Genomic DNA, 22,659 nt, shown 5'->3' on the forward strand with positions numbered 1-22,659 from the left:
CTTGTCTCAGGCCACGGCCCGCGCCGCTTCCCACACCTTCAGCGGCGTGGCCGGCATGGTCAGGGCATTGTTGCCGATCGCATCGGTGATGGCGTTGATCAGCGCCGGCGGCGAGCCGATGGCGCCAGCCTCGCCGCAGCCTTTGATCCCCAGCGGATTGTTCGGGCAAGGCGTGTTTTGGTGCGACAGGTTGAAGGACGGCAGGTCGTCGGCGCGCGGCATGGCGTAATCCATGAAGCTTGCCGTCAGCAACTGGCCATTGGCATCGTAATGCACGCCTTCGAGCATCGCCTGGCCGACCCCCTGCGCGATGCCGCCATGCACCTGACCTTCGACAATCATCGGATTGATGATATTGCCGAAATCGTCGGCGGCGACGAACTGGATAATGTCGGTCTTGCCGGTTTCCGGATCGACCTCGACTTCGCAGATGTAGCAGCCGGCCGGGAAGGTGAAGTTGGCCGGATCGTAGAAGGCGGTTTCCTTCAGGCCCGGTTCCATGCCGGCGGGCAGGTTATGGGCGGTATAGGCGGCCAGTGCCACCTGGAACCAGGGCAGCGACTTGTCGGTGCCGGCGACTTTGACTTCGCCGTTTTCGATGACGATATCGCTCTCATCGGCTTCCATCAGATGCGCGGCGATTTTCTTCGCCTTGGCCTCGACCTTGTCCAGCGCCTTGACCACCGCCGACATGCCGACGGCACCCGAACGCGAGCCATAGGTGCCCATGCCCATCTGCACCTTGTCGGTGTCGCCATGCACGACGGAAACTGTGTCGATCGACACGCCGAGCCGGTCGGCGACAAGTTGAGCAAAGGTGGTCTCATGACCCTGGCCATGGCTGTGCGAACCGGTCAGGACCTCGACCGTTCCGACCGCATTGACCCGAACCTCGGCCGATTCCCACAGGCCGACACCGGCGCCGAGCGAACCTACCGCCTGTGACGGCGCGATACCGCAGGCCTCGATGTAGCAGCTCATGCCGATGCCACGCTTCAAGCCGCGCGCCTCCGCGGCCGCCCTGCGGGCCGGGAAATCGTCCCAATCGGCCTGCTGCATGGCAGCGTTGAGAGAGGCCTCATAGTCACCAGCGTCATAATTCATAATGACGGGCGTCTGGTGCGGAAAAGAGCGGATGAAGTTGATCCGCCGCAGTTCGGCCGGCGAAACGCCGAGCTCGCGCGCTGCCGTTTCCATCGTGCGCTCGAGAAGATAGGTCGCCTCCGGGCGCCCGGCGCCGCGATAAGCATCAACCGGCACCGTATTGGTGTAGACGGTGCGGACATTGGCGTGGATCGCCGGGATCGCATATTGGCCCGAAAGCAGCGTCGCGTAGAGATAGGTCGGCACTGCGGAAGAGAAGAGCGACATATAAGCGCCGAGGTTGGCGATCGTGTCGACCTTCAGTCCGATAATGCGGTTTTGCGCGTCGAAAGCCATCTTCACCTTCGAGACATGATCGCGGCCATGGGCGTCGGTCAGGAATGCCTCGGTACGGTCGGCTGTCCACTTGACCGGCGCGCCCGTCTTTTTCGACGCCCAGAGACAGACGATCTCTTCGGGATAGATGTAGATCTTCGATCCGAAGCCGCCACCGACATCGGGTGCGATAACGCGCAGCTTGTTTTCCGGCGCGACATTGTAGAAGGCGCTCATCACCAGCCGCGCAACATGCGGGTTCTGGCTGGTGGTGTAGCAGGTGTAATGATCGTCGCCGGCGTCATAGATACCGAGGGTCGCGCGCGGCTCCATGGCATTCGGCGATAGCCGGTTATTGTGGATTTCGACCTCCGTGATATGAGCGGCCTCCGCAATTGCCTTGTCGGTCGCGGCGCTGTCGCCAAGCTCCCAGTCGAAGATCAAATTATCGGCGGCTTCCGGATGAAGCTGCGGCGCGCCGGGCTTCAGCGCCTCGACCGCCTCGGTGACGGCAGGAAGCTCTTCATAATCCACCACGACGGCCTCGGCCGCGTCGCGGGCCTCGCCAAGCGAATCGGCAACGACGATTGCCACAGCATCGCCGACATAGCGCACCGTCTCGGCAGCTAACGGCCGCCAGGCACCCATCTTCATCGGTGAACCATCCTTGGAATGGATCATCCAGCCGCAAATCAGATTGCCGATGCCATCGGCCAGCAACTGCTTACCATCCAGCACACCAATCACGCCCGGCATGGCCAGCGCAGCCGACGCGTCGATGCCGTTGATCTTCGCATGCGCATGCGGGCTGCGGACGAAAAAGGCATATTTCATGCCCGGCGCCACCATATCGTCGGTGTAGCGCCCCTTGCCCGTCAGAAATCGTTTGTCTTCTTTTCGCGCAACGCGCGCACCAATGCCTTCGACACCCATGTGATCCTCCCATTGGGGTTCCGGGCCCGGCAATTCGCCAAGATAACAGTCATTGGCGTTCGCCAGACGATCTCGGTGAAATCTTATTCGGCCGCCTGCTTGGCGGCATGCATCTCTGCATTGGCAGAAAGAACTGCCTTGACGATGTTGTGGTAGCCGGTGCAGCGACAGATATTGCCGTCGAGCTCGGCCCGCACGGTCTTTTCGTCCAGCGCGCCGCCGTGGCGGTTGATCATGTCGACAGCCGTCATCACCATCCCGGGCGTGCAGAAGCCGCATTGCAGGCCGTGATGCTCCTTGAAGGCAGCCTGAACGGGATGCAGTTCGCCATTGGCGGCCAGACCCTCGATGGTTGTAATTTCAGAGCCGGATGCTTGCACGGCCAGGACCGAACAGCTCTTGACCGATTTGCCATCCATGTGAATCACGCAGGCGCCGCATTGCGTGGTGTCGCAGCCGACATGGGTTCCCGTAAGACCGAGCTTTTCCCTGATGAAATGGACGAGCAGCATGCGATCCTCGCACTCGCCGCTGACCTTCCGGCCGTTCACCGTCAACGTCACTTTTGCCATATTTTCCTCCTCGCCTCTCCTCCAGAGGCAGCAGCATCATTTGACTTTTTTGAAGTGCGATCAACCTCTACTTTAGGAAGAAGGTGGATTTTTCTCTCCGCGCCGTTTCTTTGTTTACCGAATGTAGACGTCGCCAGTTTACCACCAAAAAAACCGCAAGTGCCCAGTGGACAAACATATTTTGCACGATATTTCTTCCTAGCTGCAGGACTGCAAGGACAGCCCATCGTGGTGGAGCTGGAAAATTGGGACGGCGTTGCCGGAATTCCGGCTTAACTAACGTTGGAGAGAGTAAATGAAGAAAGCTCTTATGCTCGCATTGGTCGGCTTGTCTATTGCAAGCTGCACCCCGACTGAACAAGGCGCCGGCATCGGCGCAGCCTCTGGCGCCATCATCGGCGGCGCCGTCACCGGCAATGTCCGCGGTGCAGCCGTCGGCGCCGCGATTGGCGGTGTTTCGGGTGCTGTCATCGGCAGCGTCGCCGAACAGCCTGGCCAGTGCTACTACCGTGACCGCTATGGCCGTCGTTACATCGACGATTGCCCGCGCGGTGGTTATCGCCGCGCCTACTGATCGATTGTCGATCAAAAGACGGAAGTCCCGGGCAAGCTCGGGACTTTTTGATTCGGCCTCAACTCCTCATCTCTGAGGCGATAAAAATTTGGCGCACCAACCCAAATGAGGTCGATTTCAACGCTGGATCGAACGCGGCGGTTATGAAAATAGCGACCATCACCCCCTTTGATTAGATCGCCGCGATAGCCCTAAGTCCCGGAGGAAAATCCGGGATTTTTCGTTTCGGAAGCGGTCCTTTGCAGGTTTTTGACTCCAAAGTGGTACACGCGGGACGCTTTTGCATCTATGGTGGCCGCGCGTTAACCCGGGGGAAACGCCAAACTGAGAAAATTCTCATATAACCGTAAAGCGGCGTATGCGTAAAAATACCGGCCCGAGGAAGAGTATTGCGTATCGGCGAGCAGGCACCGTAGTGGCGGTTGCGGCAATGCTTGCGCTCGGCCCGCTCTATGCTGGAAACGCACTTGCTTTCAAGCTGTTCGGCGTGAGGCTCTGGGGCGAAGACGAGACGGTAAATGAGGTTTCTGACCCCGTTCATTACACCGTCAATTTCAAGGCGGACAATCTCGACAAGGACCTCAAAGAAGCTCTGACTGACAGCTCGATGCTGGTCTCCGATCAGAAGAATCCAGTCTCCGGTGACCTCGGTGTCGTCATCAAGGCGCGTGACGACCGCGACCGGCTGATCGCGACCCTATATGAAAAAGCCCTTTACGGCGGCGTGGTCACGATAACGATCAATGGCACAAACATCGACGCGCTGCCGCCGAACCCGAGCTTCAGCCGTTCTCAGCCTGTGGCCGTGACCATCTCCGTCGATCCCGGCCCAGTCTTCACGCTTGGCAAGATCAGCCTGCTCGGCGATGCGAAACGGGTCGACCCCGCCCAATACGGGCTCGTACCCGGCGGCCAAGCCGGCTCGCTGACCATCCTCAAAGCCGGCGACAATATCGTTGCCGACTTCAAGAATCAGGGTCATCCGCTTGCAAAGCTGACCAAGCGCGATGTCGTCGCCGACCACGACACCCATAGGGTCGATGTGATGTTGAGGGTCGACAGCGGCCCGATGGCACCCATCGGCAATGTCGGCGTCACCGGCCAGAAGTCGGTCGATCCGGATTTCATCAAGCGCTATGCCCGCATCAACGAGGGCAAGCCCTATTCGCCGGACGAACTGAAGAAGGCCTCCGACCGCCTGCGCAAGCTCGGTGTCTTTTCCAGCGTCACCGTCCGCGAGGCCGATAAGTTGGCGCCGAACGGCAGCCTTCCCGTGACCATCGAAGTGTCGGAAGGCAAGCAGCGCTTTTTCGGCTTCGGCGCGCAATACTCCACCATCGACGGCTTCGGTCTGCAGGGCTATTGGGGCCATCGCAACCTGACCGGCCGGGCGGATTCGTTGCGCATCGACGGATCGGTCTCCCGCATCGGCGAAACGACCGATGTCGGCAAGCTCGACTATAGCGCCGGCATTACCTATGTCCGGCCCGCAACCCTCTATCCCTCGGCGACTTTTACCACCGGCCTGAAGATGCAAAGCCTGCATCCGGATGCCTACGACGCCGATACCATCACCGCGAGCGCCGGCCTTGCCTATGAGCTGACCGATCAGGATACCATCTCCGGCGGCGGCGAGGTGAGCTATGAGAAAGACACCACCGACGCCTATGGCAAACAAACCTTTCTGACGGTGGCGATCCCGCTCGAATATGTCAGGGACACGCGCGACAACAAACTTGACCCCACCCAGGGCTACCGCGCCTCGATCGGCGCCACGCCTAGCTACGAAACCATGGGCGGCTCCGTGTTCAGCTCTTTCGAGGGTTCGATTTCCGGCTATCAGGGCGTCGGCGCCGCCGATAATGTCATCTTCGCCGGCAAGCTTTCCCTCGGTTCGCTGATCGGCGCCAACAGTATCGCGGACATTCCGGCGACCCGGCGTTTCTATGCCGGCGGGGGCGGCTCGGTACGCGGCTTCGCCTATCAGGAAATCACGCCCTACGACTCCAACGGCAACGCACTCGGCGGTCGCTCCTATGCGACTGCCTCCATCGAAGCTCGCGTCAGGATCACCGATAAGTTCGGCATCGTGCCTTTCGTCGACATGGGCAGCGTCACCGGCAGTACTTTTCCTGACTTTTCCGATGTTCGCATTGGCGCGGGCGTCGGTGTGCGTTACGCTACGCCCTTCGGGCCTATCAGGCTCGACGTCGCCGTCCCACTCAATAAATATCCAAACGGCACGGCATACGGCATCTACGCCGGCATAGGCCAAGCCTTCTGACAAGCCGTACAGTCGGAGACGGTTCAGCACGCGGTTACAAAATTGAGGTTACTGTCGCTCTCATGAGCACGTTGATTCGAATTCTCGGCAGATTGGTGCGCCTCATCGGCTATGCGATTGTGGCAATCCTCGTGCTTGCGATCGCCGCCGTGCTGATTGTCGGCTTCGTGCCCGCCGCGACCAGTTATGCCGTCGATCAAGTGGCGAAGCTCGTCTCTACACCCGACCACACCATCACCATCGCCGAGCCGTCCGGGCTTCTGACCGGCAACCTGCGGGTCGGCTCGATCACGGTTGCCGACACGAAGGGCACCTTCGCTAAGGTTCAGGATCTCGCCATCGACTGGTCGCCGGCCTCGCTGCTGACGGGCACTTTCCATGCCGATCGTGTTGCCGCCGGCACCGTGGATTTTCAACGCTTGCCGGTCACGACCGCGAAGACGGCGCCGGAAGTAACAACGACTGAGAGCAAAGGCTTCTCGCTGCCCATCGCGGTCAATATCGGCGCCTTTGCATTGCCGAATCTCCGCATCGGGCAAGCCGTGGCCGGCCAGGATTTCGCGCTTGCCGCCAACGGCAGCGTCAGGGCGAACAGCAACAGCATCGACCTCGTCCTCGATGCCAATCGCCAGGACGTCCCCGACGCCAAGCTCTCGACCAATATTGCTTTTGCACCGGCCGAAAACCAGCTGAACCTGAAGGCTGAAATCGCCGAACCGCGCGACGGCATGCTCGCCGGCATGCTGCATCTGCCGGGCGGCCCGGCGATCAATATCAACCTTTCCGGCGAAGGTCCCCTGTCGAACTGGGCCGGCAAGCTGCAAGCCGCGCTCGACGGCAAGCCGACGGTGTCGATCGACGGCCATCACGCCATTTCCGCCGACGGGCTGCACCACATCGACGTCAAGGGCGGCGGTGACGTCGATTCGCTGCTGCCGCCGACCTTCCGCCCGCTCTTCGCCGGCCAGACGACAATAGACCTTTCGGCCACCTTCGACGGTAAGGGCAAGATCGACATCCAGACCGGAAATCTCGCCACCGGCAGCGTTGTCATCGCCGCCTCCGGCACGCTCGATCCCGCAGGCAATAACAGCCTCAACGCCAACCTGCTCGGCACATCGGGGCCTGTCGATTTCCGCTGGCCGATGGAAAACGGCGAGGTACGGGCGATGATTTCTCGTGTCGATGTCGCGCTGACGGGCGCCGCGCAGTCCGTAAAGATCGATGCCAAGGCCTCGCTCGACAGCGCCAGCACGCCGCAAGGTCAGATCAGCCAGGTGAACCTCAGCGCCAAGAGCGACGCCTTCAACCTGACCAATGGGTCTGGCCCGCTGCAGCTTCGTCTCGTCATCGGCCAGACCGCCTTCATCAGCCCCGATCTCAACCGCCTGGTCCGCGCGCCGGTCGCGCTGACGGCCCCCCTGCAGCTCTCGCCCGACACCATCGGCTTCAACAACACGACGTTGGAGAGCGCAAGCATCGGCGGCACCATCAACGGCAAATATACGCTGTCGTCGAAGGCGCTGACTGGCAACTTCAAGATCTTCGCGCTGCCCGCCGTGCTGCCGGACGGCGTGTCTGACAAGTTCGAGGGAACGATCTCGCTTGAAGGTCAAGTTGCCGGCACTGTGCCGACGAAAATCAACCTTTCCAACCTGGCTGTGAAATCCAACATCGGCGAAATCAACGGCAATGCCGCACTCGATGGCCAGACGCTGACGTCGAACATCACCGGCAGATTGCTCGATCTTTCCAAGCTTGTCCCGAATGCGGAGGGACAGGCCGATATCACTCTGAAAACCAAGGGGCAGCTAAGCGCGCTCGGTGTCGAAGCGACGGTGAAGGCCGTCAACGTCAAGCTCGCCGGCCGCCTGCTGGACACGCTCGATGTCGCCCTGACCGGAACAGCCGATCCGAACGCGCCCCAGGCAAGCATACAAGCAAACGGCGCCATCGAGGGCAAACCGATCAGCATCACCGCCAACGCCGCCTCTCAGGACGGCCGCACAAGCATCCCGACGCTTGCCGTCGAAGTCGGCCCAAACAAGCTGCAGGGCAAGCTGGATTTGTCACCGAGTTTCGAACCGTCTGGCACGTTGAATTTCGATCTGCCCGACGTCAGCCTGCTCGCCGCCCTGGCCGGGCAGAAAGCTGAAGGCGATCTCAAAGGCGCGGTCGATCTCTCCAGCGCCAACGGCAAGATCGGCCTCAAGGTCGACGCTAACGGCAGCGGTATCCGCCGCGACGATCTTTCGATCGACAAGCCTGCCATCGCTCTGACAGTCGACGATCTCAAGGCCTTTTCCGCCAACGGCAGCATCCGCGCAGATGCCATCGCGTCGGGCGCCAACCGTATCACCAATCTTGCGCTGACCTTCACGCAACAGGGCAATCGCACGGTTTTCGATCTCAAGTCCAACTATGACAACGCTCCGCTGACCGCCAGTGGCAATGTCGAGACCGGAGGCGGCCAGACGATCGTCAGCCTCGACAATTTCGCCGGCGCGCCGCGTACTATCCCGGTCAGACTGGCGTCGCCGACCAAAATCACTATCAAGGACGGCACCGCATCGCTGAACGGCCTCACCATCCAGACTGGCGGCGGTTCGGTGACGGTCAACGGCACTGCTGGACAAGCGCTGAACATCACCGCTGAGATCGCCAACCTACCCGCCAGCCTCGCCAATGTCTTCGCACCGACGCTTGCCGCCGAAGGCACGATCTCCGGCAGGGTGACAGTGACCGGCAGGCCTGCCTCACCCGTCGTCGGCTTTCAGGCCAATTGGTCGGGGGCTGCGACCAGCCAGACGAGATCGGCTGGCCTCGGCCCTCTCGGCATCCGGGCGAACGGCCAGTTCGCCAACAATACCGTCACTATCGACACCAATCTGACCGGTCAGAACGGCCTGGCGCTCAATGGCGGCGGCACGGTTGCCATCGCCGGCAACAAGGCCTTGGGGATGAGGTTTTCCGGCACGCTGCCTTTCGATGCGATGGCCGCGCAACTTGCCGCCCAGGGCCTGAACATGACGGGCGCAGCAAGGCTCGATCTGCAGATCGCCGGCACGACCGCGGCGCCCATCATCACAGGCTCGGTCTCCACCGACGGCGCGAGGCTCGTCGATGTCCGTCGCAACCTCACTCTCAACGGTCTCGCCATCACAGTCACGCTCGACGGCAGGCAGGCGGTGATCTCGCGGTTTAATGGCAATCTCGCCAGCGGCGGCAGCATATCTGCAAGCGGCACGGTCGGCATCGCCCCGAACAGCGGCTTTCCCGCCGATATCCAGTTGAGGTTCAACAACGCCACCTATGTCGACGGCACGCTGGTGACCGCGACCATCAACGGCACGCTCGGCATCAGGGGACCTCTTCTGACCGCCCCAGTGCTTACGGGCAATCTGAGGCTCGCGAAGGCGTCCATTACCGTGCCCGAAAAGTTGCCGGCCTCGCTCTCCCAGATCAACATCAGACACAGGAACGCGCCGGCGGCCGTCACCGCCCAGTTCAAGGGCCGACAGCCGCAAGGTCCACGCAATAAATCCACCACCCTCGGCATCGACCTGCAACTCGACGCACCTTCGCAGATATTCGTTCGTGGCCGTGGCATCGATGCGGAACTCGGCGGCAGCATCACCGTTCGCGGCACCGCGGCCGATCCTATCGTCTCCGGCGGTTTCACCATGAGGCGTGGGCGGCTCACTATCCTCAGCCGCCGCCTGGATTTCACCAATACCAGCAAGATCACCTTTGGTGGCGACTTGACGCCTGCCCTCGACATGGAAGCCACATCTAGCGTGAACTCCACCACCATCACCGTCGATGTCACCGGTTTGGCCACTGATCCGAGGATCAGTTTCTCCTCTTCCCCTGCCCTGCCGCAGGACGAGGTGCTGGCGCAATTGATCTTCGGACAATCGATGTCGAGGCTCTCAGCCCTGCAGATCGCCCAGCTCGCCGATGCCGCAAGCCAGCTCGCCGGCGGCCGCTCGACCTCGTTGTTCGAAGGCCTGCGCAGCCATCTCGGCGTCGACGATCTCGACATCACGACCGACGCACGGGGCCAGGCGCAGGTGGGCGCCGGAAAATATCTGAACAAGCGCACCTATATCGAGCTGCAGCAGGGCGCTGCCAACAACACCAAGGCAATCATCAATTTCGACGTCGGGCGCGGCGTCAAGCTCAGGGGAGCAGCCGGTTCGAACGGCGCGGGCGAAGCCGGCATTGTCTACGAGCATGAGTATTGAGGCGATCACGCGACTTTCGCTCAAGCCAATACGCGGCCAGCTCGCCCCTCGATACGTCGCCGCTTTCGCTTGGGCTCAAGCGTCAAAGCACCTCAGAGTGAGGTGGAAAGAGTTTCGGGCGCCTGCAAAAGATCAGCCCTCACCCTGAGGTGGCCCGCAGGGCCCTCGAAGGGCGAGGGCGGGTGGTGTCTCCCCTGGAAAAGATGACTAAAATCCCATCTTGCTCGTCTTCAGCAAGATATTAGATTCAGTCGTGTTGATGCCGTTGATCAACCGGATACGGCGCAACGTTTCGTCAAAGGAGGCGAGGTCGCGGTCTTCCAGCTCAGCGATGAAATCCCATTTGCCGTTGGTGCTGTGCAGCGCCCTCACCTGAGGCAGGCCGCGAAGCTGATCGGCGACCTTGTCCGCCATCTTGCCGAGCACCTCGATCATGACGATGGCGCGCACGCCGGCGGAACGGGCTTCATGGCCGGTTCGGATGGTGAAGGCGGTGATGGTGCCGTTGTCGACCAGCCGTTCGATGCGGGCGGTCACCGTGGCGCGTGAGGCGCCGGTCGCCGCCGCAAGCGACGAGACGGACGTGCGGGCATTGTGGCGCAATGCGCTTAGGAGGTCACGATCGAGATCGTCCATGGACTTATCATTCTGCTAAATGGCACTATTCAATCTGTCGAAGACTAGTCGATTTTCGACAATTTTCCATCTTTTTGCTGTCATCTCCGCAGCTGATAATCGAGATCGACAGCCGATTTATGTCTTGAGTCTTTCCGAAAATCCTTTCGCATTTTTCAGGGTCATGCACTGATGGGAGCGCCGCTGATGAACGTAGAATCCACATCCATTACGCTGATCGGCGTACCGCTTGAGGAAGGTTCCGGCCGCCGCGGCGCCGGCATGGGCCCGACAGCCTTGCGCATCGCCGGCATCGAGACGATGCTGACCGAGCTCGACCACCGCGTCACGGACAGCGGCGACCTGCATCCGGCCGCCGCCGCCGATCTGCCGGACCATCCGAAGGCGCATAACCTGAAAATCGTCGGCGCGTTCACCCGCGCTCTCGAGGCCAAGGTCTATGAAGTCGCCTCCTCAGGCGGCTTCCCGCTGATCCTCGGCGGCGATCACAGCCTCTCCATGGGTAGCGTCTCCGGCATGGCGCGCCATGCGGCTGAGGTCGGCCGGCCGCTATTCGTACTCTGGCTGGACGCGCATTCGGACTTCAATTCTCCGACGACATCGCCCTCGGGCAATATTCACGGCATGCCCGTCGCCTTCTTCTGCGGCGAAGCGGAGATTGCGGACATCCTGCCGGCCGACCGGCCGCTGGTCGATCCGAAAAAGGTTTTCCAGGTCGGCATCCGCTCCGTCGATCCGCATGAACGCCAGGAAATCCGCGAGCACGGCGTCAACGTCTTCGATATGCGCTCCCTCGACGAACAGGGCGTGGCGGCCATCATGCGCCAAGTGCTCGACACGATCAGCGCCGCCAACGGCCTACTGCACGTCAGCTTCGATGTCGATTTTCTCGATCCGGATATCGCGCCGGGTGTCGGAACGACCGTACCGGGCGGCGCGACCTTCCGCGAAGCGCATCTCATCATGGAAATGCTGTCTGACAGCGGCCTCGTCTCGTCGCTCGATCTGGTCGAGCTCAATCCGTTCCTCGATGACCGCGGCAAGAGCGCCCGCGTCCTGGTCGAGATGGCGGCGAGCCTGTTCGGGCGGCGCATTTTCGATCGCCCGACAAGGGCCGCATAATTCTGGGGGGAAATGATCATGAGTGAACCAAACGATCTCATTGCGACCGAGCAGCGCCTCGGCGCCCACAATTACAAACCGCTCGACGTCGTGCTGACCCGCGGCGAAGGCGTCTATGTCTGGGACACCGACGGCAAGCGCTACCTCGATTGCCTGTCGGCCTATTCGGCGGTCAACCAGGGCCATTGCCACCCGAAGATCCGCGAAGCGATGATCGAGCAAGCCGGCAAGCTGACGCTGACCTCACGCGCCTTCCGCAACGACCAGCTCGCCTATCTCTACGAAGAGCTGGCGGCGCTGACCGGTTCGCACAAGATCCTACCGATGAACTCCGGCGCCGAGGCTGTCGAAACGGCGATCAAAGCCGTGCGCAAATGGGGCTATGAGGTGAAGGGCGTTCCCGAAAACCAGGCGGAGATCATCGTCTGCTCCAACAATTTCCATGGCAGGACGCTCAGCATCATCAGCTTCTCCACCGATCCGGATGCCCGCACCGGCTTCGGCCCCTATACCCCGGGTTTCCGCATCGTCCCCTTCGGCGATGCCGATGCTTTTGCCGCCGCAATCAATGGAAATACCGTCGCCGCGCTGATTGAGCCGATCCAGGGCGAGGCCGGCGTCATCATCCCCGCCCCCGGCTATTTCACCCGCGTGCGTGAGCTCTGCACGGCCAACAACGTCACCCTTATCCTCGATGAGATCCAGACCGGCCTCGGCCGCACCGGCAAGCTGCTCGCCGAAGAGCATGAGGGCATCGAGGCCGACGTGACGCTGATCGGCAAGGCTCTGTCGGGCGGCTTCTATCCGGTCTCCGCCGTGCTCTCCAATTCTGAAGTGCTCGGCGTCCTGAAGCCCGGCCAGCATGGCTCCACCTTTGGCGGCAATCCGCTTGCCTGCGCCGTCGCTCGCGCCGCGCTTCGCGTGCTGACCGAGGAAGGCATGATCGAGAACGCCGCCGTCATGGGCGATTATTTCCTCCAGGGCCTGCGCTCAATCCGCTCAAATATCGTCAAGGAGGTTCGCGGCCGTGGCCTGATGATGGCCGTCGAGCTGGTACCGGAAGCCGGCGGCGCGCGGCAATATTGCTACCAGCTCAAGGATCTAGGCCTGCTCGCCAAGGATACGCACGACCACACGATCCGCCTCGCCCCGCCGCTCGTCATCACCCACAATCAGGTCGACTGGGCGCTGGAACAGATCGACAAGGTTCTGGCCAAATAGGCCAGAACCCTCGAAGTGGTTAGAACCTGCCGAAATCTCTTCCACGGGTTTAGGTTTGAGCAACATTCTTGCGCTATCGTCACGACAGCGCGCCAGTTTTGGCGGCATGCGACAATGGGAAGAATGTTCATGGCCACGATCAATTCCACCAGCTTCAGCGGCGATACTTTGGAGATCATTGCCTTCCGGCTTCATGATCAGGAGTTCTGCGTCAAGACCACCACGATCCGCGAAATTCGCGGCTGGGCGCCGTCAACGCCGATCCCGCATGCACCGGCCGATGTCATCGGCGTCATGAACCTCCGCGGCTCAGTCATCCCAATCATCGATCTCGCTTACAAGCTTGGCATGAAGAGCACGGTCGCCAATGAACGCAGCGCCATCGTCGTCGCTGAAGTTCATAGCATGGTCATCGGCATGCTGGTCGACCGCGTCTCCGACATTCTGACGATTTCCTCGAGCCAGGTCCAGCCGGTCCCCGAAGTCACCGCTTCCTTCGATCGCGCCTATTGCGAAGGCATCATCGCCACCGAAAGCGGCATGATCTGCTTCCTGAACCTCGCCAAGATGTTCAAGGAAAACGAAGCGGAAGAACTCGCCGCTTAAGCGCCTGTTTTTCATTCCACTCTCCATGAATAAAACCGCCCGGTTTTCCGGGCGGTTTTATTCATGCAAGCAGCATGCCATGAATGGAGCCGACAGCCGTTTTCGCAGCGCCCAAGACAACCAAAGATTAAATTTTGGAATGGAATCTCCAACTATTCTATCTTTAATAGCATTAATGGACAGATTCCACCTGTCCATACCTGTCTCATTATAACTATCCGATATTAAGCCGGATCAGTCCTGCTTGACCGGCTCCGGCCTATGGATCAACGAGGCTGCCTCCAGCACCAGCGGATCCAATCCACTGTTTCCATTATCAATGATTTCGAAAAACTGCCGCCGCATGCGCGGCTCCCAGAATTTATTGATATGCGTCGCTACACCCTGCACCGCTTCACTGGCTGGCTGAGTCTTGAAAAAGGTGGCGATCTGGTTCGCCATATAGACGAGCTTGGTTGCGGTCTTGCCATGAGATGTGTCGTCAGGCGACATCGGCGATGCTCCCTGGTGTAATGCGCTGCGGATGGGTGAAAATCTCGAAATCGTCGCCACGTACCAGCGCTACCAGCGTCATGCCTGCCTCCTCGGCCGTGCGGATGGCGAGTGCCGTCGGCGCGGAAATGGCGATGAGGACGCAGCTGCCCAATATCGCCGCCTTCTGCACCATCTCGACGGACAAGCGGCTGGTAACCGCTACGACGCCCTCCGCGCCCCCGCGACCGGCGCGGATGACGGCGCCACAGAGCTTGTCCAGCGCATTGTGCCGCCCGACATCCTCGCGCACGGCCAGCAAACCTTTGCCCGGAATATAAAAGCCGGCGCCATGCACGGCCCGCGTCTCGCGGTTCAACAGCTGGGCATCAGTCAATAGAGCCACGGCTTTGACGATATCCTCATGCGCAACCGTCAGCGAAACGCCTGAAACATCCGGCACCTTGCGCACCGCTTGCTCGATCGATTCGATGCCGCAGAGACCGCAGCCGACAGGCCCGGCCATATGCCGCCGCCGGACACGCAACGCGTCGGCCGCGTCGTCGATCAGGGCGATCTGCACGTCGATCCCCCGCTCGTCCTCGACAGGCTCGATCGCCACGATCTGATCGATATCGGTGATGATGCCCTCGGTCAGACTGAACCCAACCGCAAAGTCTTCAATGTCGGCGGGCGTCCCCATCATGACCGCATGCGACGTGCCGCCATAAGAAAAAGCGATCGGCACTTCTTCCGGCACGATGCGCGTGCCCGAGCGTACCAGGCCGCTGCGGCGGGCAGTTTCGGAAACGGTGATGGTGGGGCTGAAGCGGGTCATGTGGCTGCGATACCGGCAATTTTTTGAGCACCACCATAGACTTTGGCGTTGGTGGAGAGTGCATGCCCCCCTCTGTCACTTCGCGACATCTCCCCCACAAGGGGGGAGATCGGTGGGAGAAAATCGCTCTCCGCTGCGACACCCACAGACAACGTTTCTGCGAGGATAATGTTCATCGTGTTGCGAGGAGAGCGCCACATGTTAACGATCTCCCCCCTTGTGGGAGAGATGTCGCGAAAGCGACAGAGGGGGGTATCTTTCCCCGAGCTCGGCCTCACTCCGCAGCCTCCATTTTCCCGGCAATCCGCCGAGACTGCCGTGACTGTTCGTCATAATCGATCTGCCATTGCGACGGGCCGTTGGACGGCGAGACCTGGACGGCCGTCACCTTGTATTCCGGGCAATTGGTTGCCCAGTCGGAATAGTCCGTCGTGATGACATTCGCTTGCGTGTCGGGATGATGGAAGGTCGTATAGACGACGCCAGGGGCAACGCGGTCGGTGATCAGCGCACGCAGCGTCGTATCGCCGGAGCGGCTGGCGAGCTTGATCCAATCTCCATCGCGGATGCCGCGCTGTTCGGCATCGTGAGGATGGATCTCCAGCCTATCCTCGTCATGCCAGACGACATTTTCCGTGCGGCGTGTCTGAGCGCCGACATTGTACTGGCTGAGGATACGCCCGGTGGTGAGCAGCAGCGGGAAGCGCGGGCCGGTGCGCTCATCGGTCGCAACATATTCGGTGCGGATGAACTTGCCCTTGCCGCGGACGAAACCATCGACATGCATGATTGGCGAGCCAAGCGGCGTCTTCTCATTGCAGGGCCACTGCACGGAGCCCATCTTTTCCAGATAGTTGTAGGAGACGAGAGCGAAGGTCGGCGTCGTTGCGGCAATCTCGTCCATGATTTCGGCCGGATGCATGTAGTTCCAGGCAAGACCCATGGCCTGCGCCATCTTCTGCGTCACTTCCCAATCGGCATAGCCGTTGCGCGGGCTCATCACCTTGCGCACGCGGTTGATGCGTCGCTCGGCATTGGTGAAGGTGCCGTCCTTTTCCAGGAAGGTCGAACCCGGCAGGAAGACGTGCGCGTAATTGGCCGTCTCGTTCAGGAAGAGATCGTGGACGACGACGCATTCCATGGCGGCAAGGCCGGCTGCGACATGTTTGGTGTCCGGATCGGACTGCAGAATATCCTCGCCCTGGATGTAGAGGCCCTTGAAGGTGCCGTCGACGGCGGCGTCGAGCATGTTCGGTATGCGCAGGCCCGGCTCCTTGTCGAGCTTGACACCCCAGAGCTTTTCGAAGATGTCGCGCGTGGCGTCGTCGGAGATGTGGCGATAGCCCGTCAGTTCATGCGGGAAGGAGCCCATATCGCAAGAGCCCTGCACATTGTTCTGGCCGCGCAGCGGATTCACGCCGACGCCCGGACGACCGATATTGCCCGTCGCCATGGCGAGGTTGGCGATTGCCATAACGGTGGTCGAGCCCTGGCTATGCTCGGTGACACCGAGGCCGTAATAGATCGCGCCATTGCCGCCCTTGGCATAGAGGCGGGCAGCACCGCGGACGAGATCGGCGGGAACGCCGGTGAACTTTTCGGTTTCCTCCGGGCTATGCTGTGGCTCGGCGACGAAGGCAGCCCAATCCTCGAATTCCGACCAGTCACAGCGCTCGCGGATGAACTTCTCATCGAACAGACCTTCGGTGACGATCACATGGGCGAGTGCCGTCAGCATGGCGACGTTGGTGCCCGGCTTAAGCGGCAAGTGATAGCTCGCCTCCACATGCGGCGTGCGCACCAGATCGATGCGGCGCGGATCAATGACAATCAGCTTGGCACCCTGCCGCAGACGCTTCTTCAGCCGTGACGCGAAGACCGGATGGCCGTCGGTCGGATTGGCGCCGATGATCACGACCACATCGGACTGTTCGACGCTGTCGAAATTCTGCGTGCCGGCCGAGGTCCCGAACGCCTGGCCGAGGCCATAGCCGGTCGGCGAATGGCAGACGCGAGCGCAAGTATCGACATTGTTGTTGCCGAAGCCGGCGCGCACCAGCTTTTGCACCAGGAATGTCTCCTCATTGGTGCAGCGCGACGAGGTGATACCGCCGACGGAATCGCGGCCATATTGATATTGGAGGCGCTTGAATTCGCTGGCGACATGGGCAAACGCCTCCTCCCACGTGACTTCGCGCCAGGGGTCGGTGATCTTCTCGCGGACCATCGGATTGAGGATGCGGTCCTTATGGGTCGAATAGCCATAGGCAAAGCGGCCCTTGACGCAGGAATGGCCGCGATTGGCCTGGCCATCCTTCCACGGCACCATACGCACCAGTTCCTCGCCGCGCATCTCTGCCTTGAAGGAGCAGCCGACACCGCAATAGGCGCAGGTGGTGACGACCGAATGCTCCGGCTGGCCGATCGATATCACCGATTTTTCGGTCAACGTCGCCGTCGGGCAAGCCTGCACGCAGGCGCCGCAGGAAACGCATTCGCTGTCTATGAAATTCTCGTGCATGCCCGCGGAGACGCGCGAGCCAAAACCGCGGCCCTCGATGGTCAGCGCGAAGGTGCCCTGCACCTCCTCACAGGCATTCACGCAACGGGAACAGACGATGCATTTGGACGGATCATAGGTGAAATAGGGATTGGACTCGTCCTTCGGCATCCATTTCAGATTGATCTCGCCATTGTTGCGCGCCGTAACGTGATTGTCGCCGTCATAGCCGTAGCGGACGTCGCGCAGACCGACAGCGCCCGCCATGTCCTGCAATTCGCAGTCGCCATTGGCGGCACAGGTCAGGCAGTCGAGCGGATGATCCGAGATATAAAGCTCCATCACGCCGCGGCGGATATCCTTCAACCGGCCGGTCTGTGTATGCACCACCATGCCCGGCGCTACCGGCGTCGTGCATGAAGCCGGCGTGCCTGCCCTTCCCTCGATCTCGACCAGACAGAGGCGGCAGGAGCCGAAGGCATCGATCATATCGGTGGCGCAAAGCTTCGGCACCATGATCCCGGCTTCTCTCGACGCGCGCATGACCGAGGTGCCTTCCGGCACGGTGATCTGCTGCCCGTCGATGGTCAAGGTCACCGTGCTTTCCGAGCGGGAGGCGGGCGTGCCGTAATCGATTTCGGAAACAAGAGACATCTGGTCTTTACTCCGCCGCTTCAATCAGGGGAACCGGAGAAAAATCCTCCGGGAAATGCGTCATCGCACTCATGACCGGATAGGGCGTGAACCCGCCGAGAGCGCAAAGCGAGCCGAATTTCATCGTGTTGCAGAGATCGGCAAGCAGCGCCCGGTTCTTTTCCGGCTCGATGCCGCGTGCGATCTTGTCTGCCGTCTCGACACCACGGATCGAGCCGATACGGCAGGGCGTGCACTTCCCGCAGCTTTCCACCGCGCAGAATTCCATGGCGAAACGCGCCTGCTTCAACATGTCCGCGGTATCGTCGAAGACCACAATGCCGGCATGGCCGATCAGCCCGTCCTTCGCCGCAAAGGCTTCATAGTCGAAAGGCGTATCGAAGAGCTTGCGTGGGAAATAAGCCCCAAGCGGCCCGCCGACCTGCACCGCCTTCACCGGCCTGCCAGTCCTCGTGCCGCCGCCGATCCTGTCGACGATATCGCCAAGCGACAGGCCGAAGGCGGTCTCATAGAGGCCGCCATGTTTGACGTTGCCCGCGATCTGGAGGGGAATGGTGCCGCGCGAACGGCCCATGCCGAAATCGCGGTAGAAGGCCGCGCCCTTGTCCATGATCACGGGGACGGAGGCGAGCGAAATGACGTTGTTGATGACGGTCGGACAGTCGAACAGGCCCTTATGCGCCGGCAGCGGCGGCTTGGCGCGCACAACACCGCGCTTGCCTTCCAGGCTGTTGAGCAGCGACGTCTCCTCGCCACAAACATAGGCGCCGGCACCGCTGCGGATTTCCATGTCGAAAGCCTTGCCGGAGCCAAGCACAGAGGCGCCGAGAATGCCGGCGGCTCTGGCGATCTCGACCGCTTCCGTCATCGCGGCAATCGCATGCGGATATTCCGAGCGCGTATAGACGAAGCCCTTGGTCGCGCCAGTCGCGAGGCCGGCAATCGCCATGCCCTCGATCAGCACGAAGGGATCGCCCTCCATGATCATGCGGTCGGCAAAGGTGCCGCTATCGCCCTCGTCGGCATTGCAGACGATGTATTTGCGGTCACCCGGCGCATCCAGCACCGTCTTCCATTTGATGCCCGTCGGAAAGCCCGCGCCGCCGCGACCGCGCAGGCCGGAGTCGCTCACTTCTTTCGCGATGTCTGCCGCCGCCATGCCGGCGGCACGACGCAGCCCCTTGAGGCCACCATGGGCCTCATAGTCCTCGAGTGAAAGAGGATCGATGATGCCGCAACGGGCGAAGGTAAGGCGGGTCTGTTCCTTGAGGAATGGGAGGTCTCCGACCTCCCCGAGACAGAGCGCGTGATCACCGCCGGTGATCAGCCCAGCATCGAACAGCGCGGCAGCGTCGTTGGCCTTCACCGGCCCGTAACCGATACGCCTGCCATCGACTTCGACCTCGACCAAAGGCTCCAGCCAGAACATGCCGCGCGAGCCGTTGCGCACAATCTGCGCATCAAGGCCGCGGTTCGCGATCTCCTGCGCGACGGCCTTCGCCACTTTCTCGGCGCCGAGGGAAAGAGCGGCAGCATCGCGGGGAATGTAAATCTTCACCGTCATCGGCGCGCCTCCATCACCAGCTCTTCGGCGGTCTCATCATCCAGCCGGCCATGGAGCTCTGCGTCCAGCATCGCCGACGGAGCGCAGGCGCAGAGGCCGAGGCAATAGACCGGCTCCAGCGTCACGCTGCCATCCGGTGTCGTCTGGTGGAAATCGATGCCGAGCAGCCGTTTGATACGCTCTGCCACTGCATCGCCGCCCATCGACTGACAGGCTTCGGCGCGACAGAGCTTCAGGACGTGGCGGCCTGCGGGATGATCGCGATAATCATGGTAGAAGGTCATGACGCCGTGCACTTCGGCGCGCGACAGGTTCAGGGCCTTGGCGATCAGTGGCAGCGTATCCTGCGGCACATAACCGAATTCCGCCTGGATCCCATGCAGGATCGGCAGGAGCGGACCTTCCATCGACTTCATGCTGTCGATGATGACGCCGGCGCGGGCTGCGATCTCGCCCGAGCCAAGATGCAAACTCATAAGCAGCCTCCCAGGCTTCTCCTCCGCAAACACGCGTCAATGCATGTTCACCCGGCAAAAATCGCAGGGAAGAACCGGGGGATCAATAATGCAGTCCCGTCGCCCGATAGAAAATTTCTATCGATCTTTATCGCCTTCTGCGAGTAATCTCGCTTCATGCAACAATGCCGATACAAGCGGCGTAAAGGGTTCGCGGTGCGTGGCCACTAGGCCGACGAGATGCTCGGCAACCGGCTCGGTGATCGGAATCTTGTGAATATCGGCGGGAAAGCCGAAGGAATCGGCGACATTCTTCGGCATGATGCTCGCCCAGCGCCCGGTCAGGACATGGGAGAACAACACGATCATCGAGTTGGATTCCAGCGTCGGCTCCACCGTCGCGCCGGCTTCGGAGAGATGCCGGTTGATGATCCGGCGGTTCTGCATGTCGGCCGTCAATAGGCAAAGCCGAAGATTACCCACTTCCTTCCAGGTCACGCTTGCGCGCTCCGACAGCGGGCTGCCGGCCGCCGTGATCAGATGATAGCGCTCGGCATAAAGCGGGACGCTGGTGACGCGGCCTAGCGGCTCGTTCTCCAGATAGGTGATGCCGGCGTCGATCTCGAGATTTTCAAGCAGGCTGAGCACCTGCAGCGAATTGCGCGAGGTGATGGAGAAGGTGACGTCGGGATGCCGCTCCTGAAACGGCGCGGTGATCTTCGGCACCATGGCGAGCGCCGTCGGAATGGCGGCAATCCGGATATGGCCGGCAAGCCCCTTGCGCGCCGCCCGCATTTCCTCGCGCATGGTCCTGGTATCGCCGACGATGCGCCGCGCCCATTCCAGCACACGCTGACCCTCCGGCGTCAGCCCCTGAAAGCGCGAGCCGCGGCTGACGAGCATGACGCCGAGCTGATCCTCCAGCTGCCTGATCGCCGCCGACAAAGTCGGCTGCGTCACCCCGCATTCTTCGGCGGCACGGCCGAAATGCTTCTGGTTGGCAAGCGCGATGAAGAATTCCAGCTTGTCGATCATTTAACTCTCCTAAATGAGACAGTTAAATCGGCAGGAGCAGGAGCGCAACATTGGAAAAGCCGCAACATCCATCCATCGCAAATCGCCGCCAAAGCAATTTGGATGGCAACTTTGCGCCAGTAGCAGTCATGGCGTTCGCCTTGAAAGGACTCTAATCGCAGATACTTTCAAGTACCGTTGGATGCCAAGGTCCGCATCGCGCCACCAAGATGAGACGGCTGGATGTGCCGGCGCATTTCTCTGCGAGAACCTCTAGGCAGCCCTTCGCACGCGTGGCCTACGATCACACCACGGAAAGGAAGCAAACGATGGCTCACAGTTTTCAAGATATCGGCGTTGCCAAGCAGATTGGGAATTATAGCGATGCGACTATAGTCGATGCCGGTATGCGGTGGCTTATCACCTCCGGCACGCCCGGCCTTCCTATCGACGGATCCACGTTGCCGAGCACAACTGAGGCACAGGCTGACTTGGCGTGGCGTCACATCTTAACGATGTTGGCAAACGCTGGCATGGATGTCGCTGATATCGTCAAAGTCACACAATATTTGACGCGTGCTGAAGACATAAAGGCATATGCTGACGTCCGCAGGAAATACTTGGGCGACGCGCGCCCTGCCTCCATGCTGTTAGTCATCCCCCAATTGGTCTGGCCCAATCTACTGGTGGAAATCGAGGTTATTGCCGCGAAAGCCGCTTAGGCCGACTGCGAAAGCTCCTACCCTTCCGCTTCGCGCCAACAGCGGTCGTCGCGCACCCGCGAAAGTCCCTGCTTCCGACCGGCGTCCCTGCCCTGTCGAAGACTTGTTCGGCCAGCCAGTGCTGAAGCGCCGAGTTGCTCTTTGCGCCTGGGCGGGCGGTCTTCTGCGACATGTTGACGATGAACTCGGTCTTGGCTTCGAACGCTGCCTGGGCGAAATTCGTGGGTCGCCTGCACCAGACCAGGCCGTATCGGGTAGACGAAATAAGCCTGCTTGATCCCATGGAACGCGCTCTGGACCGACCGGAAGTCGAGCAGGTCGCCGACAAAGACTTCGGCGCCTAGCGATTGGAGGTGGCGGGATCGGTCGTCTTCGTTGCGGACCAGGGCGCGGACAGGAGGGCCTATTTGCATGACAGTTTTCGCGGTAACGCTACCCGTGGCACCGGCGGTGCCACCGATAAGGATGGGGTGTAAGTCATATCGACGGCGCCTCCTACGCTTATTTGCTCTGGATCAGCCGTGCCAGCGGGGCGAGCGGGCCGACGGGTATCAGGTCGAACGTCATGAAGCCGCCCTCGGTCAGCGGAAGCTTGTCCACCGCCGACCTGGCATCTTCGACCGATTCGACGCTCATGAGAAAGATCACTCCGACCCGGTCCTGGCGAAACCAGAACTGCTCGATCTTGCCGTCCAGATAGAGTCGGAGGGTATCCGGAACCTCCTTCGGCATGATCTGCTGCTGCTGTTCCGGCGTGGGCGGATTGGTGATCGATCCGATTGCGAATACTTTCATGGTGGTTTCCTTTTGGATGCTGTGATTTCCGA

At 61.0% G+C, this 22,659-nt stretch carries 18 protein-coding genes; 7 read left to right on the forward strand and 11 right to left on the reverse strand.

Going from position 1 to position 22,659, the window contains the following annotated elements:
- Window positions 1-6: 6 nt before the first annotated feature.
- Window positions 7-2,352: a xanthine dehydrogenase family protein molybdopterin-binding subunit gene (locus PY649_RS11265; protein ID WP_285868451.1), complete on the reverse strand. Its 2,346-nt coding sequence runs from the start codon at window positions 2,350-2,352 to the stop codon at window positions 7-9.
- Window positions 2,353-2,435: 83 nt separating this feature from the next.
- Window positions 2,436-2,924: a (2Fe-2S)-binding protein gene (locus PY649_RS11270; protein WP_285868453.1), complete on the reverse strand. Its 489-nt coding sequence runs from the start codon at window positions 2,922-2,924 to the stop codon at window positions 2,436-2,438.
- Window positions 2,925-3,219: 295 nt separating this feature from the next.
- Between PY649_RS11270 and PY649_RS11275 the strand changes: the two genes are divergently transcribed.
- From PY649_RS11275 to PY649_RS11285, 3 genes are all read left to right on the forward strand, one after another.
- Complete coding sequence (locus PY649_RS11275; RefSeq protein WP_285868454.1) at window positions 3,220-3,498, forward strand: YMGG-like glycine zipper-containing protein; 279 nt, start codon at window positions 3,220-3,222, stop codon at window positions 3,496-3,498.
- Window positions 3,499-3,856: 358 nt separating this feature from the next.
- Window positions 3,857-5,782: an autotransporter assembly complex protein TamA gene (locus PY649_RS11280; RefSeq protein WP_285868455.1), complete on the forward strand. Its 1,926-nt coding sequence runs from the start codon at window positions 3,857-3,859 to the stop codon at window positions 5,780-5,782.
- 62 nt (window positions 5,783-5,844) lie between these two features.
- Window positions 5,845-10,029 carry a translocation/assembly module TamB domain-containing protein gene (locus tag PY649_RS11285; protein ID WP_285868456.1) on the forward strand — a complete coding sequence of 1,395 codons (4,185 nt, stop codon included), beginning with the start codon at window positions 5,845-5,847 and terminating at the stop codon, window positions 10,027-10,029.
- 207 nt (window positions 10,030-10,236) lie between these two features.
- On the opposite strand, the gene PY649_RS11290 is transcribed toward PY649_RS11285, so the two are convergent.
- Complete coding sequence (locus tag PY649_RS11290; protein WP_285868457.1) at window positions 10,237-10,665, reverse strand: Lrp/AsnC family transcriptional regulator; 429 nt, start codon at window positions 10,663-10,665, stop codon at window positions 10,237-10,239.
- A gap of 186 nt (window positions 10,666-10,851) precedes the next feature.
- Here PY649_RS11290 and rocF point away from each other — a divergent pair, with 186 nt between their 5' ends.
- From rocF to PY649_RS11305, 3 genes are all read left to right on the forward strand, one after another.
- Window positions 10,852-11,787: an arginase gene (gene rocF / locus PY649_RS11295; RefSeq protein WP_285868458.1), complete on the forward strand. Its 936-nt coding sequence runs from the start codon at window positions 10,852-10,854 to the stop codon at window positions 11,785-11,787.
- Between the two features lie 18 nt (window positions 11,788-11,805).
- Complete coding sequence (gene rocD / locus PY649_RS11300; protein ID WP_285868460.1) at window positions 11,806-13,008, forward strand: ornithine--oxo-acid transaminase; 1,203 nt, start codon at window positions 11,806-11,808, stop codon at window positions 13,006-13,008.
- A gap of 129 nt (window positions 13,009-13,137) precedes the next feature.
- Entirely contained in the window at window positions 13,138-13,614 is a 477-nt protein-coding gene (locus tag PY649_RS11305; protein WP_285868461.1) for a chemotaxis protein CheW, read from the forward strand.
- Window positions 13,615-13,848: 234 nt separating this feature from the next.
- Here PY649_RS11305 and PY649_RS11310 read toward each other — a convergent pair whose 3' ends face one another.
- The 6 genes from PY649_RS11310 to PY649_RS11335 all read right to left on the reverse strand — a co-directional run bounded on the left by PY649_RS11310 (window position 13,849) and on the right by PY649_RS11335 (window position 21,131).
- Complete coding sequence (locus PY649_RS11310; RefSeq protein ID WP_285868462.1) at window positions 13,849-14,106, reverse strand: formate dehydrogenase subunit delta; 258 nt, start codon at window positions 14,104-14,106, stop codon at window positions 13,849-13,851.
- Complete coding sequence (gene fdhD / locus PY649_RS11315) at window positions 14,096-14,923, reverse strand: formate dehydrogenase accessory sulfurtransferase FdhD (protein WP_285868463.1); 828 nt, start codon at window positions 14,921-14,923, stop codon at window positions 14,096-14,098. Before fdhD ends, PY649_RS11310 begins: the two co-directional genes overlap by 11 nt.
- 274 nt (window positions 14,924-15,197) lie before the next feature.
- Complete coding sequence (fdhF, locus tag PY649_RS11320) at window positions 15,198-18,077, reverse strand: formate dehydrogenase subunit alpha (protein ID WP_285868466.1); 2,880 nt, start codon at window positions 18,075-18,077, stop codon at window positions 15,198-15,200.
- Between the two features lie 7 nt (window positions 18,078-18,084).
- Window positions 18,085-19,641: a formate dehydrogenase beta subunit gene (locus tag PY649_RS11325; protein ID WP_285868469.1), complete on the reverse strand. Its 1,557-nt coding sequence runs from the start codon at window positions 19,639-19,641 to the stop codon at window positions 18,085-18,087.
- Window positions 19,638-20,117, reverse strand: a complete 480-nt coding sequence (locus tag PY649_RS11330) for a formate dehydrogenase subunit gamma (protein ID WP_285868471.1) — start codon at window positions 20,115-20,117, stop codon at window positions 19,638-19,640. The genes PY649_RS11325 and PY649_RS11330 overlap by 4 nt, the downstream gene beginning before the upstream one ends.
- Window positions 20,118-20,234: 117 nt before the next feature.
- The gene (locus tag PY649_RS11335; RefSeq protein WP_285868472.1) at window positions 20,235-21,131 is read right to left on the reverse strand and encodes a LysR family transcriptional regulator; all 897 of its coding nucleotides are present in this window, start codon (window positions 21,129-21,131) and stop codon (window positions 20,235-20,237) included.
- 308 nt (window positions 21,132-21,439) lie between these two features.
- Here PY649_RS11335 and PY649_RS11340 point away from each other — a divergent pair, with 308 nt between their 5' ends.
- Window positions 21,440-21,832, forward strand: a complete 393-nt coding sequence (locus PY649_RS11340; RefSeq protein ID WP_285868473.1) for a RidA family protein — start codon at window positions 21,440-21,442, stop codon at window positions 21,830-21,832.
- Window positions 21,833-21,849: 17 nt separating this feature from the next.
- Here PY649_RS11340 and PY649_RS35160 read toward each other — a convergent pair whose 3' ends face one another.
- Complete coding sequence (locus PY649_RS35160; protein WP_432761349.1) at window positions 21,850-22,245, reverse strand: NmrA family NAD(P)-binding protein; 396 nt, start codon at window positions 22,243-22,245, stop codon at window positions 21,850-21,852.
- 88 nt (window positions 22,246-22,333) lie between these two features.
- Window positions 22,334-22,627, reverse strand: coding sequence for a hypothetical protein (locus PY649_RS11350; protein WP_285868475.1), 294 nt, complete (start codon window positions 22,625-22,627; stop codon window positions 22,334-22,336).
- Window positions 22,628-22,659: the final 32 nt, after the last annotated feature.

The organism is Rhizobium mayense, assembly GCF_030272705.1.
Taxonomy (GTDB): domain Bacteria; phylum Pseudomonadota; class Alphaproteobacteria; order Rhizobiales; family Rhizobiaceae; genus Rhizobium; species Rhizobium mayense.